The sequence below is a fragment of the Burkholderia pyrrocinia genome, assembly GCF_022809715.1.
Lineage (GTDB): Bacteria > Pseudomonadota > Gammaproteobacteria > Burkholderiales > Burkholderiaceae > Burkholderia > Burkholderia pyrrocinia_C.
On the sequence record NZ_CP094459.1, the window covers coordinates 2,541,921 to 2,555,104 of the forward strand.

Below are 13,184 nucleotides of genomic sequence, written 5' to 3' on the forward strand. Positions count from 1 at the left end.
AGCTATCGCAACTCATCATGATCGTCTGCGTGTGCAAGTCTGTTTCCGATCGCAAGATTCGCGCGTCCCTCGCTGAGGGCGCGAACTCTTTCGATGAACTCCAGTTCGAGCTCGGCGTGGCCACGTGCTGCGGCAAGTGCGAGGAGTCCGTACGCGACCTCATGGCCGAGCAAGGCGTCTGCGCGAGCCGGTGCGGTGTCGAGCATCACGCTCACCCGATCCCGGTCACGTTCTACGAACGCAAGGCCGCCTGACCGGCGCCGAGTGTGCACATGCGGCCCCGGCCGCATTTTTTGTTTTGACCGTCAGCAAGCCACCGTCTACGCGAGCCAGCGGCTTACCTGCCAAGGAGCCTGTGATGGAATTGCTGATCGGATTCGTGACCACCGTTTGCATCTCGCTGCTGATCTTCCGCAAGTGATGCCGATTCACCCGCCGCGCCCCGGGTGCGACATCGTTCTTTCAAGCTAACATGCAGGCTTCGCATTCCGCTCCTGCCGGCGTCTTGCCGGCTGCACCACGTATGAATCCCCGAGTGATCGTCGTCGCGGTCGGTGTGCTTGCCGCACACGCGGTCATGCTGACTGCGGCCTGGCTGCATCGCAACACGCCGCCGCCGAAATCGGTCGAGGTCCAGACGATCACCGCGCAACTCATCACGCCGGCACCGATCGCCCAGCAGGTCGCGGCCGAATCGATCCCGCAGCCCGCGCCGCCGAAGCCGGTGCCGCGCGTCAAGCCGAAGGTCGAGCCGAAGCCGGTGCCGAAAGCGGCAAAGCCGACGCCTCAGCCGGTTACGCAATCGCCGGCCCCGTCGCCGACACCCGCTCCGGCAGCCGCCGATCCGACGCCCGCTCCGGCCGCGCCAGCTCCCGCAGCACCGGCCGCCGCGCCCGGCCCGGCTCGCGAGACGATGCAAGTCAGCGCGCCGAAGAACGTGCCGACGCTCCAATGCAACTTCGTGAAGCCTGACTACCCGTCGATGTCGCGCCGCCGCGGCGAATCGGGTACGGCCTACGTTCACTTCGTCGTCGGCGTGACCGGCAAGATCGAAAGCATCGATCTGCAGAAGAGCAGCGGCTACCCGCGCCTCGACGATGCCGCACTCGACGCGATGCGTTCGACCACCTGCCGTCCGTACATCGAGAACGGCCAGGCGATCCGCGCCGCCCGCACACAGCCCTACAGCTTCGGGCTCACCGACTAACCTGCCTCATCCGGAAGATTCAAAGGAAACAAAAAAATGCAAAGCTACGGTATCGCGCACGTCTGGGCGCAAGGTGATTTCGTCACGCGCGCCATCGCGATCACGCTGCTCGTGATGTCGGTCCTGTCGTGGATCGTGATCGTCATCAAGGGCTGGAACGTGGTTCGCCTGAACCGCCTCACGAAGAACGCCGAACAGGCGTTCTGGCATTCGGACAATTTCGACGACGGCGTCAAGAAGCTCGGCCTCGCCGCATCGACGCCGAACGACAACCCGTTCCTCGCACTCGCGCTGTCGGGCAAGGAAGCCGCCGATCACCACCACCAGACGCAACCGCACCTGCACGATCGCATGGACGTGTCGGACTGGGTCACGCGCTGCCTGAAAGACACGATGGACGAAGGCATCTCGCGCATGCAGAGCGGTCTCGCGATCCTCGCGTCGATCGGCAGCACGGCACCGTTCGTCGGCCTGTTCGGCACGGTCTGGGGTATCTACCACGCACTGCTCGCGATCGGCGCAACCGGCCAGACGTCGATCGACCAGGTCGCGGGCCCGGTCGGCGAATCGCTGATCATGACGGCCTTCGGCCTGTTCGTCGCGATCCCGGCCGTGCTCGGCTACAACGCGCTGACCCGCGCGAACAAGGGTGTCGTCAGCAAGCTGCGCCGCTTCGCGCACGGCCTGCACGCGTACTTCGTGACGGGCGCGAGCCTCGCATCGTCGTCGACGCGCGACGGCCTGCGTCTCGCGACGCGCGCCAGCTGAGGCGAGGTGAACCATGGCAATGAACACCGGTTTCAGCGACGATGACGACGATGCCGTGATGAGCGAGATCAACATGACGCCGCTCGTCGACGTCATGCTCGTACTCCTTATCATTTTTCTCGTGACGATCCCGGCGATGCAGCATGCGGTGAAGATCGACCTGCCGCACGCCAGCAGCCAGCCCGTCGACGAAAAGCCGCAGACGGTCGACGTCGCGATCCAGGGCGACGGCACGATCCTGTGGGACGACCACACCGTCACGCGCGAACAGTTGCAGGCACGCATCGCGGAAGCGGCGAAACGCACGCCGCAGCCAGAGTTGCACCTGCGTGCGGACCGCAAGGTTGCATACGAGCATGTGGCCGAAGTGATGTCGGATGCGCAGGCCGGCGGCCTGACGAAGCTCGGCTTCGTGACGGAGCCGGGCGCGAAAGCGAAGTAACGCACGCGCGTTTCGCACCTTGCGGGGTGCACCTCGCCGGCCGCCGCCCCTAACCGGGCGTACCTCGCCGGCCGCCCCCAAAGTAAAAGGCCTTCATCGCCAGATGAAGGCCTTTTTTCATGCGCACGCGGGCGCCTTCGGGCGGCGGGCTCTTCGGCGGTATCGGTTGCGCCTCGAGCAACGCAAATGCGGCTACCGTGGTCTGCACGGACTGCGCGTTCTGCCCTATCTGGCTCGCAATATATGCGGCCACCTGATTTCGCTCAGAAACTTCCTTCACGAAATGGGATTTCAATATAGGCCCGCCCGCCCGTGCATTCAAGGTTCCGGCGATTGAAACTTGCGATTGCCGGCGACGCTTCAATGACAAAACAAATTTGCCTCGTCGTGCGCGTCGTGTTCAGGTCGCCGAAGCATCGGCCGCTGCTTCGTTCTTTTCGCGCTCAGGGCAACCCGGCTCCTTGTAGGCGCCGTGATCGAGCTTCTCGACCAGGTAGTCGACGAATGCACGCACCGCGGGCGGCATCCCCTGCCGCGACACGAACACCGCATACAGTTGCGGCACCGGCAGCGTCCAGCCCGGCATCACGGGCGACAGTTGGCCCGCACGCAGCGCGTTGCCGTACATCATCTCCGGCAGCGCCGCGATGCCGAGGCCGTCGAGCACGGCCTCGCGGATCGTCATCAGGTCGGCCGTCACGAGCCGCGGGTCGTGCTCGTGCACATGACGCGTACCGTCCGGCGCGATCAGGTTGAACACATGCCGCCCGTCGACGCTCGGCGTATCGAGCGTCTCGAAGTAAGTCAGGTCGTCCGGCACCAGCGGCGGCGCATTCTGGCTCAGCAGGCTCGGCGCGCCGACCAGCATCTGCTCAGTGCGCCACAGCGGCCGCACGACGATGTTGGCGTTCTGCGGCGGTTCCGAGCGAACTCGCAGCGCGACGTCGACCGAATCTTCGAACAGGTCGATCACGCGGTTCGTCACGCGGACGTGTACCTTCACCTCGGGATAACGACGCAGGAATTCGGGCAGGATGCGCGACAACATCGTCTGCGACAGCGTGACGGGCACGCTGACCCGCACCGAGCCGCGCGGCGACGCGCGCAGCTGCTGCACCGCGTTCATCGCGGCCTGCGCTTCGGCGAGCATCGCCTGGCAATGCTGGTAGAACAGTTCCCCCGCCTCGGTCAGCGCGAGCTTGCGCGTCGAGCGCTGCAGCAGGCGCACGCCGAGCGCCGCCTCGAGCTCGGTCAGGCGCCGCGACAGGCGCGATTTCGAGATGCCCAGCACGCGCTCCGCAGCCGAGAAACCGCCATGTTCGACAACCTGCGAAAAGTACATCAGGTCGTTCAGGTTATGCGCATCGATATTCATGTCATCGTTCCAATTTCAGAACAATCCATTGCGAACCGCCGCAAATCGAACGGTTAAACGCCCAATATAATAGCGCTATGTTTCAAAAATAACGCTATTCCGATGATTTCGAGGGCTTCCGCATGACGACCGCTCGCTCGCTTGACCGCACCTACCCCGCGCTTCGCACGACCGAAGGCGGCGGCTTCGTGGTTCACCGCCCGTTCCCCACCCGGCTGCTGATGGATTTCGATCCGTTCCTGCTGCTCGACGAAATGGGCCCCGTCGACTACGCCCCCGGCGAAGCCGTGGGCGCGCCCGACCATCCGCATCGCGGCTTCGAAACCGTGACCTACGCACTCGACGGGCGCTTCCGCCATCGCGACTCGTCCGGCCATGCCGGCACGCTCGGCCCCGGCGACGTGCAGTGGATGACGGCCGGCTCAGGCGTCGTGCACAGCGAGATGCCCGACCCGGCGTTCGCGCAGGCGGGCGGCCGCTCCCACGGCTTCCAGCTATGGGTCAACCTGCCGCGCCGCGACAAGATGATCGCGCCGCGCTATCAGGAGATCCCCGCCGACCGCATTCCGAGCGCGACGTCGCCGGACGGCCGCGCACGCGTGCGCGTCATCGCCGGCGAAGCGTTCGGCGTCCGTGCCGCGATCGAGACGCGCACGCCGATCCTCTACCAGCATTTCACGCTGGAACCGGGCGCGACGGTCACGCAGCCCGTGCCGGCCGGCTATCGCGTGTTTGCCTATCCGATCGACGGAACGGGCCTCTACGGGCCCGACAGGCAGGCTGTCGATGCACGGCACATGATCGTATACGGCGACGACGGCGACACGGTCACGTTCGCCGCCGGCGACACGCCGCTCGACCTGCTGCTGATCGGCGGCGTGCCGCTCAACGAGCCGATCGTCCGCTACGGCCCGTTCGTGATGAATACCGAGGAAGAGATCCGGCAGGCCGTCGTCGACTACCAGACCGGCCGCATGGGCCGCATCGAAGCCTGACGCCCGATCGGGGGCGGCGGGTGCCGCGAAACGGATGGTTTTGCGTCACAATAACTTCTTGAACCATGTGGCCGCCCACCACCAGAAGGAATCCGTACCCTTGAACTTCGAACACCTGATCCAGATCAACTCCGATGATCCGGCCGTGCCGACCCTCACCCGCGACCAGCTCTGGGAAGGCCTCGTGCTGCGCGCCGAACAGCCGCAGCTGTTCGTGCTCGGCCTCGATAGCTGCGTCGTCCACGAACGGACGGAAACGACGCTCGAACGCGAACTGCACTACGGCCACGCGACCGTACGCGACCACGTCACGTTCACGCCGAACCAGCAGGTCCGCTACGACATCCGCGCGGCCGATGGCGAGATCGGCGGCTCGCTGACGATGACGATCGAGGAGCGCGAAGACCACGAGCTGTTCCTGCGTTTCGAATACCGCACGACGCTGACCGTCTCGGACGACAGCGAAGAAGCACGGCAGACGCACGGAATCGTCAAGGAAGCGTACCGCACGTCGGATATCGACACGGTCCGCCTGATCCGTGAATACGCACAGGGCCGCAAGGACCCCGATCCGCTGCACTGAACCCGGTGGCGGCCTGCGGGCCGCCCTTTGATTCAAACTATCAAGCCCACCACTTCGATCGATAAAGAGTTTTTGTAAATGGGAATAGTTATCATTTAGAATTCATTCCATCGTATCGACAGTCACCGATCAACCGAATGACCGACACCATGCGCCCGACCACGCTGACCTTGCGCCGCACGACCGGCACCGCAGGCAGCAGCCGTCAAAAGACGGCAGCGGTCACGACGCCGGCGAAGCCCGCCGGCAACCGCGATGCAGGCACGCGGGTCGTCAGCAGCGATGCGCTGCTGCAAGGCCACAGCCACATCAGCATCGCGCATAACGGAGAGACCTATCAGTTGCGTGCCACACGGCTCGGCAAACTGATCCTGACGAAGTAACGACCGAGTATTGTGGGGACCACCTCCCTGAGAGGTGTTGGGCATTAGCCAGCGTAACGGCTTGCACGCGAGATCTAGACCCCTTCGTGCAAACACACTCAAGCAGCCGTTGCAGCAAGCCAAGCCACTTTTTGGTTCTCGCACAAGGAAGAAAAAAAGCGACACGTCGAACGACGTGTCGCTTTTTTGTTTGAGCGACCAATGCGTGAAGCTAGTCGCCCACGTTCGTTGTCGCTCAATGCATGCCGAAAGCTGAACCGCGCTTGTTTCCTCGCGGCTTCGCACCACAGCCGAAGCCGCAGCCGCACACGAGCCGCTTCAGAACCCCCAGAACATCAACCACCATGCGCTGTCGACGACCGCAAGCCCGACGGCGAACCACGCGAATGCCGCGAGCCGGCGCGGCCACGCCGCATAACGCCCGGTCACTTTCCACGCGAGCCACGCACTCCATGCGTTGGCCCCGACCAGGATCGCGATGCGCACGTCGGTCGCCCAGCCGAGCGGCACGTGTTCGGCGCGCAGCAACGACAACGTCGTTGCCGACAGCCCGAGGAACACGCCCGCGCCCGCGATCGGGATCAGCGCCTGCGCGAGGTGATGCAGCCGCACGCGATCGAAGCGGCCGAGCATCAGCGTGGCGCCGGCCAGCAGCACCAGCAGCGCCGTGCCGTACACGAGCCCCGTGCCGACGATATAGCTGACGATCAGCCCGCCGTCGAGCCAGGAGAACACGTCGTTGCGATCCGGATAATGCGTGAGCAGGAACCAAGGCGCGTTGGTTTCGAGCGGCCAGGTGATGTCACGGTCGATCAGCCAGCCCGCGAGCCATTGCTTGATCTGCACGAACCACGGACTGACGGTCCAGTGGAACGCGCCGATCGCAACGCCGAGCAGGCCGTACAGGATCAGCGCGGTATCCCACGGGTTCGCCTGTTGCGCGCCGAGGTTCACGACCTCGTCGGACGGCGAGCGCGACGACAGCGAGATCGCGTCGCGGTGCCCGCTGCAGCGGCCGCACATATGGCACGCCGCGGCGCCCTTCATGCTGCGCAACGGCACGAGCGGCGCGCAGTTGATCGGAATCACGCGATGGCCATGCTCGCCATTCTTGTACGAACGGCGCCATGCATCCTCGTCGACCTTGTAGCGCATCGGCGCGAGCCGCGCGAGCAGCCCGAATACGCCGTTGACCGGGCACAGGTACTTGCACCACACGCGCTTCTCGCGGCCGTACAGCACGCCGATCACGATCGCGCCGACGGTCGAGCCGCCGAGCACGAACAGCACCGCGAGCGGGTACTGGTACACGCTCACCATCTGCCCGTAGATCGTCGTGATCCCGAACGCGACAAACGGCCAGCCGCCCCACCGAATCCAGCGCGGAATCGAGCCGCCGCGGCCGAACTTGCTCGCGTATTCGGTGAGTGCACCTTCCGGGCACAGCACGCCGCACCAGACGCGGCCGAGCATCACCATCGACAGCAGCACGAACGGCCACCAGATGCCCCAGAACGCGAATTGCGCGATCAGCGTCAGGTTGTTCCACAGATGCGCGGAATCGTCCGGCAGCGGCAACACCGCCGGCACGATGATCAGGAACGCGTAGACGGCGACGACGCCCCACTGGATGCCGCGGATCAGCGCACCGTGGCGCTGCATCCACTGGCCGGCCTGCGCGAGCCAGCCCGGCTTGGCTGCGGCGACAACGCTCATGCCGCGCGGCCTGCTGCAACGGCCGGACGACGGCTCGCGCGCTTCATCAGCAGCCAGACAACCGCCCAGTACACCGCATAGGCGACCAGGTTGGTCAGTGCCGGGTGCGCGCGATAGCCGGTGAGCGTCGCGACGAGCGAGCCGAACGTGCCCGAATCATCGAGGATCGCGGACGTGTCCCACACCTGCGAGATGCCGAGCGGCAGGATTTCCTTGTCGATCAGCTTGTCGACGCCGGTCTGGAACAGGCCCGCGCCGAGGAACAGCAGCATCACTTCGGTGACGCGGAAGAAATGCCGCCACGAGAAGTACTTGCCGCCGAGCTGCAACAGATAGAACGTGAGGAACGCGAGACCGAGGCCGATCACGACCGCGAGCATCTGGCTGCCGTCGACGTGGCCCGACTGGCCGAAACCGAGGCCGTACAGGAAGATCACCGTCTCGCTGCCTTCGCGCGCGATCGCAAGCGCGACCAGCACGGCGACGCCCCACCAGTTCGAATCGCGCGTGCTCTGCTGCAGCGATTGCTCCATGTCGCGCTTCAGCGTGCGCCCGTGCCGGCGCATCCACAGCACCATCTGCACGATCAGCACGCATGCGATCAGCACCATCGCGGTCTGGAAGTAGTCCTGCGCGTCGCCGGACAGCACTTCGGTGAAACCGACCAGCGCGGCACCAAGGCCGACCGCCATCAGCAAGCCGACGCCGACGCCGGCCCAGAGAAAAGGCAGGCCGCGGCGCGCGTCGTCGTCGCCGTTTTTCAGCCATGCATAGAGAATGCCGACGACGAGCAGCGCTTCGACGCTCTCCCGCCAGACGATGAACAAGATCTGACCCATCGATACCTCCTGACGCGCGAAGCAACGGACTGGTATGCCCGCGCGCAGATAAAACGCGTTACTTCGCGACGATCACGCCCTGTGCCTGCTGGTGGAAATCGTCGAAAAACTTGTATTCGCCCGGCGACAGCGGAGCGACGACCACGAACGAATCGGCACCCGGCGCAAGCACCTTCTCCTTGCGCAGTTGCACGCTCTCGAATTCGGCCGCGCCCTTGCCGGTGTTCTTGATCTCGATCTTGAAACGCTGGCCGGCCGGCACTTCGATGCGGGCGGGATTCAGCTTGCCGTCCGCCATCTCGAGCTTGAACGTCGGCAGATCGGCTGCGTGCGCTGCGCCTGCAAGCCACAACGCAGCGGCTGCGGCGATGATTTTCTGGGGAATTTTCATTCTGGATTCTCTACGCCGACGGCGCGCCGAAGCGCGCCGTTCGTGATGCCGCCGATCAGTAACCGCCCTTCTTGCCGATACCGGCGAACGGGAAGTCGTACTCGAGCGTAATGGGCTTGAACCATGCGCCCACGCCCGTTTCCTTGTCGACGTGACGGCCGAACGCCATGTGGCCCGACTGCATCGGCGGCTTGACGACCATCGTCAGGTGGTACTTGCCCGGGCCGTTCAGCTTCACGTTGTCGCCATAGTGCGGACCGTCGCTCGCGACCATGCCCATCAGGTCGCCTTCAGCCTTCCACTTCGTGTCGCCCTGCTTCGTCAGCTTGTACGCGACCTGCAGGTACGGCATCCAGTCGCCTTCGGCGAAACCCGTCGGGTTGTTCTTGACCGCATGGATGTCGGCCTCGAGGTGGATGTCGGAATCCGACGCCTTGCGCATCATCCCTTCCGGGTCCATCGTGATCGGCTGCAGGTACACCGCGCCGATTTCCATGCCGCCCTGGATCTGCTGCTTGCCGATCGGATATTCGGCCGCCGAGGCCGACATCGCGGCAAGCGCCGCCGCTACCGCAACCGTCGTGCGGATGAACGAAGAACCCAACATGGACACTCCTTGTTATTTGTCTGACTATCTTGACGACATGCGGGCCGCCGCCGGGGCGGCTCGCTGAAAACACTAACGCAATGAAGAACGTTAATGCGAACTATTCTCAATAATAGTGGAGTTTAGCACCGAACCTGTTTCCGAACAAACCGGATACCGTGTAAACCCCTGATCCGACAAGGCTTACAGACCGGTTACTGACAGGTTTTGGTGACGTTTGGAAAGATTTACCGGCCGCCGCTGATGTGGTCGCCGACGTTCGCGCCGAACACGCGCTCGCGCAGCAGCGCAAGCTGGTCGCGCGTCGCGGCAGCCTTCTCGAACTCGAGGTTCTTCGCGTAATCGGCCATCTGCTTCTCGAGACGCTTGATTTCCTTCGCGAGCTGCTTTTCCGACATGTCCTCGAATTTCGCGCGTTGCTGCGCTTCCTTCAGCTCCGCGCGCGCCTCGTCCGCGTTGTAGACGCCGTCGATGATGTCCTTGATGCGCTTCACGACGCCGCGCGGCGTGATGCCCATTTTCTCGTTGTGCGCGATCTGCTTCGCGCGGCGCCGCTCGGTTTCGCCGATCGCGCGCTTCATCGACTCGGTCATCGTGTCGGCATAGAGAATCGCCTTGCCGTTCACGTTCCGCGCGGCGCGGCCGATCGTCTGGATCAGCGAGCGTTCGGCGCGCAGGAAGCCCTCCTTGTCCGCATCGAGGATCGCGACGAGCGACACTTCGGGAATGTCGAGGCCCTCGCGCAGCAGGTTGATCCCGACCAGCACGTCGAACGTGCCGAGCCGCAGATCGCGGATGATCTCGACACGCTCGACCGTGTCGATGTCGCTGTGCAGGTAGCGCACCTTGACGCCATGGTCGGCCAGAAACTCGGTGAGCTGTTCGGCCATGCGCTTCGTCAGCACGGTGATCAGCACGCGCTCGCCGGCCTTCACGCGCGCGTTGATCTCGGTCAGCACGTCGTCGACCTGCGAACTCGCCGGCCGCACTTCGATTTCCGGATCGACGAGCCCCGTCGGCCGCACGACCTGTTCGGCGACCTGCCCCGTCACGCGCTTCTCGTAGTCGGCCGGCGTGGCCGACACGAACACGACCTGGCGCATCTTGCGTTCGAACTCGGGGAACTTGAGCGGCCGGTTGTCGAGCGCCGACGGCAGGCGAAACCCGTAATTGACGAGGTTTTCCTTGCGCGCGCGGTCGCCGTTGTACATGCCGTTCAACTGGCCGATCAGCACGTGCGATTCGTCGAGCAGCATCAGCGCATCGGGCGGCAGGTAGTCGACGAGCGTCGGCGGCGGCTCGCCGGGTGCCGCGCCCGAGAAATGCCGCGAGTAGTTCTCGATGCCCTTGCAGAAGCCGAGCTCCTGCAGCATCTCGAGGTCGAAGCGCGTGCGCTGCTCGAGGCGCTGCGCCTCGACGAGCTTGCCGTCGCGGTGGAAGAATTCGAGGCGTTCGCGCAATTCGTCCTTGATCGTCTCGACCGCGCGCATCACGGTGTCGCGCGGCGTCACGTAGTGCGACGACGGATACACGGTGAAGCGCGGAATCTTCTGCCGCACGCGCCCGGTCAGCGGGTCGAACAGGTGCAGCGTCTCGACCTCGTCGTCGAACAGCTCGACGCGCACGGCCATTTCCGCGTGTTCGGCCGGGAAGATGTCGATCGTGTCGCCGCGCACGCGGAACGTGCCGCGCTGGAAATCCTGCTCGTTGCGCGTGTATTGCATCGCGATCAGCCGCGCGATCACGTCGCGCTGGCCGAGCTTGTCGCCGGTGCGCAGCGTCAGGATCATCTGGTGGTATTCGGACGGGTTGCCGATACCGTAGATCGCCGACACCGTCGCGACGATCACCACGTCGCGGCGCTCCATCAGGCTCTTCGTCGCCGACAGCCGCATCTGCTCGATGTGCTCGTTGATCGACGAATCCTTCTCGATGAACAGGTCGCGCTGCGGCACGTAGGCCTCAGGCTGGTAGTAGTCGTAGTACGAGACGAAGTACTCGACCGCGTTGCGCGGGAAGAACTCGCGGAACTCGGCATAGAGCTGGGCCGCGAGCGTCTTGTTCGGCGCGAACACGATCGCCGGGCGGCCGAGCCGCGCGATCGTGTTCGCCATCGTGAAGGTCTTGCCCGAACCCGTCACGCCGAGCAGCGTCTGGAAGGCAAGGCCGTCGCCGATGCCTTCGACGAGCGTGTCGATCGCGGTCGGCTGGTCGCCTGCGGGCGGATACGGTTGATACAGCTGGAACGGCGACCCTTCGAAGGTGACGAATTTGGATTCGTCGAGCGCGTCGCCGACTTCGGCATGATGTTCGGACATGGAATGCGGCCGGAGCGAGGGCAAAGAAAGCATTCTAGCGCTTCGCGGCCGCGCGAACTGCTGTCGGCTCCTGACGCGCGACGGCCGCCCGAAATCGCGATTCGCCGCCGAATCGCGCGCCCCCGCCAGCGCGAATTCGCTACAATGTCAGGCTGCTGCGCTTTCCGGCGTCGCGCCCGTTGGCGCGCGGTTCGCTGCGCCCGCCCGCCGGCTGAAAGCCTGACCCTCTTTTCACTACTGCCGAATCATCATGTCGCTCTTCTCCGCTGTCCAGCTTGCTCCCCGCGACCCGATCCTGGGCCTGAACGAAGCCTTCAACGCCGATGCGCGTCCGACCAAGGTCAACCTCGGCGTCGGCGTGTACACGAACGAAGAAGGCAAGATTCCGCTGCTACGCGCGGTTCGCGAAGCAGAGAAGGTGCGCGTCGAGGCCGGCCTGCCGCGCGGCTACCTGCCGATCGACGGGATCGCCGCCTACGACGCGGCCGTGCAGAAGCTGCTGCTCGGCAACGATTCGCCGCTGATCGCAGCGGGCCGCGTGGTCACGGCCCAGGCACTGGGCGGTACGGGCGCACTGAAGATCGGCGCCGATTTCCTGCGCACCGTGAACCCGAACGTGAAGGTCGCGATCAGCGATCCGAGCTGGGAAAACCACCGCGCGCTGTTCGAGGCGGCCGGCTTCGAAGTCGTCGCGTACCCGTATTACGACGCCGCCACCAACGGCGTGAACTTCGAAGGCATGCTGTCGGCGCTGAACGGCTATGCGGCAGGCACGGTCGTCGTGCTGCACGCGTGCTGCCACAACCCGACCGGCGTGGACCTCACCGAAGCGCAATGGCAGCAAGTCGTCGACGTCGTGAAGGCGCGCAACCTCGTGCCGTTCCTCGACATGGCGTATCAGGGCTTCGGCGAGAACATCGAGGCCGATGCGGCCGCCGTGCGCCTGTTTGCCGCGGCCGACCTGAACGCGTTCGTGTCGTCGTCGTTCTCGAAGTCGTTCTCGCTGTACGGCGAGCGCGTCGGCGCGCTGTCGATCATCACGTCGAGCAAGGAAGAAGCCACGCGCGTGCTGTCGCAACTGAAGCGCGTGATCCGCACGAACTACTCGAACCCGCCGACCCATGGCGGCGCGGTGGTCGCAGCGGTGCTCGCATCGCCGGAACTGCACGCTTCGTGGGTGCAGGAGCTTGGTGAAATGCGCGATCGCATCCGCGCGATGCGCAATGGTCTCGTCGAGCGCCTGAAGGCGAGCGGCGTCGATCGCGACTTCAGCTTCATCAACGCGCAACGCGGGATGTTCTCGTATTCGGGCCTGACCTCGGCGCAAGTCGATCGCCTGCGCGACGAGTTCGGCATCTATGCGGTCGGCACGGGCCGGATCTGCGTCGCAGCGCTGAACACGCGCAACCTCGACGCGGTCGCCAATGCAATCGCAGCCGTGCTGAAGTAACTCGGCACCGGCAGGCGGCAGCCGCCGCCTGCCCCGCCGAAATGAAAAACGCGCTCCCCGGAGCGCGTTTTTTTGTGCCGTTCATCGCAGCGGGCAGCTACGCCGCCCGC

The 13,184-nt window shown here is 64.8% G+C and carries 14 protein-coding genes; 8 read left to right on the forward strand and 6 right to left on the reverse strand.

Annotated features, from left to right (window positions below):
* Positions 1-17: 17 nt before the first annotated feature.
* From MRS60_RS11765 to MRS60_RS11780, 4 genes are all read left to right on the forward strand, one after another.
* Positions 18-254, forward strand: coding sequence for a (2Fe-2S)-binding protein (locus MRS60_RS11765; RefSeq protein WP_034183493.1), 237 nt, complete (start codon positions 18-20; stop codon positions 252-254).
* 218 nt (positions 255-472) lie between these two features.
* The gene (locus MRS60_RS11770; RefSeq protein ID WP_243564737.1) at positions 473-1,207 is read left to right on the forward strand and encodes an energy transducer TonB; all 735 of its coding nucleotides are present in this window, start codon (positions 473-475) and stop codon (positions 1,205-1,207) included.
* A gap of 36 nt (positions 1,208-1,243) precedes the next feature.
* Positions 1,244-1,975, forward strand: a complete 732-nt coding sequence (locus MRS60_RS11775) for a MotA/TolQ/ExbB proton channel family protein (RefSeq protein ID WP_034183491.1) — start codon at positions 1,244-1,246, stop codon at positions 1,973-1,975.
* Between the two features lie 13 nt (positions 1,976-1,988).
* Complete coding sequence (locus MRS60_RS11780) at positions 1,989-2,417, forward strand: ExbD/TolR family protein (protein WP_006478310.1); 429 nt, start codon at positions 1,989-1,991, stop codon at positions 2,415-2,417.
* Positions 2,418-2,817: 400 nt separating this feature from the next.
* Here the strand turns inward: MRS60_RS11780 and MRS60_RS11785 are convergent, their stop codons facing one another.
* Positions 2,818-3,792 (reverse strand): LysR family transcriptional regulator, encoded by a 975-nt coding sequence (locus MRS60_RS11785; protein ID WP_034183490.1) that lies wholly within the window; start codon positions 3,790-3,792, stop codon positions 2,818-2,820.
* 122 nt (positions 3,793-3,914) lie between these two features.
* On the opposite strand from MRS60_RS11785, the gene MRS60_RS11790 reads away from it, so the two are divergent.
* The 3 genes from MRS60_RS11790 to hemP all read left to right on the forward strand — a co-directional run bounded on the left by MRS60_RS11790 (position 3,915) and on the right by hemP (position 5,753).
* Positions 3,915-4,787, forward strand: coding sequence for a pirin family protein (locus MRS60_RS11790; protein WP_105391868.1), 873 nt, complete (start codon positions 3,915-3,917; stop codon positions 4,785-4,787).
* A gap of 100 nt (positions 4,788-4,887) precedes the next feature.
* Positions 4,888-5,370 (forward strand): SRPBCC family protein, encoded by a 483-nt coding sequence (locus MRS60_RS11795; protein WP_034183488.1) that lies wholly within the window; start codon positions 4,888-4,890, stop codon positions 5,368-5,370.
* Between the two features lie 137 nt (positions 5,371-5,507).
* Complete coding sequence (gene hemP / locus MRS60_RS11800; RefSeq protein ID WP_034183487.1) at positions 5,508-5,753, forward strand: hemin uptake protein HemP; 246 nt, start codon at positions 5,508-5,510, stop codon at positions 5,751-5,753.
* A gap of 318 nt (positions 5,754-6,071) precedes the next feature.
* On the opposite strand, the gene MRS60_RS11805 is transcribed toward hemP, so the two are convergent.
* The 5 genes from MRS60_RS11805 to uvrB all read right to left on the reverse strand — a co-directional run bounded on the left by MRS60_RS11805 (position 6,072) and on the right by uvrB (position 11,624).
* Entirely contained in the window at positions 6,072-7,469 is a 1,398-nt protein-coding gene (locus MRS60_RS11805; RefSeq protein WP_243564738.1) for a 4Fe-4S binding protein, read from the reverse strand.
* Positions 7,466-8,308, reverse strand: a complete 843-nt coding sequence (locus MRS60_RS11810; protein ID WP_027784952.1) for an FTR1 family iron permease — start codon at positions 8,306-8,308, stop codon at positions 7,466-7,468. Before MRS60_RS11810 ends, MRS60_RS11805 begins: the two co-directional genes overlap by 4 nt.
* Positions 8,309-8,366: 58 nt before the next feature.
* Positions 8,367-8,699 (reverse strand): cupredoxin domain-containing protein, encoded by a 333-nt coding sequence (locus tag MRS60_RS11815; protein ID WP_072445375.1) that lies wholly within the window; start codon positions 8,697-8,699, stop codon positions 8,367-8,369.
* Positions 8,700-8,754: 55 nt separating this feature from the next.
* The gene (locus MRS60_RS11820; protein WP_034183484.1) at positions 8,755-9,306 is read right to left on the reverse strand and encodes an iron transporter; all 552 of its coding nucleotides are present in this window, start codon (positions 9,304-9,306) and stop codon (positions 8,755-8,757) included.
* Positions 9,307-9,533: 227 nt separating this feature from the next.
* On the reverse strand, positions 9,534-11,624 hold the full coding sequence (gene uvrB / locus MRS60_RS11825) for an excinuclease ABC subunit UvrB (protein ID WP_034183483.1): 2,091 nt from the start codon (positions 11,622-11,624) through the stop codon (positions 9,534-9,536).
* A 250-nt stretch (positions 11,625-11,874) separates the two neighbouring features.
* On the opposite strand from uvrB, the gene MRS60_RS11830 reads away from it, so the two are divergent.
* Complete coding sequence (locus MRS60_RS11830) at positions 11,875-13,074, forward strand: amino acid aminotransferase (protein WP_034183482.1); 1,200 nt, start codon at positions 11,875-11,877, stop codon at positions 13,072-13,074.
* Positions 13,075-13,184: the final 110 nt, after the last annotated feature.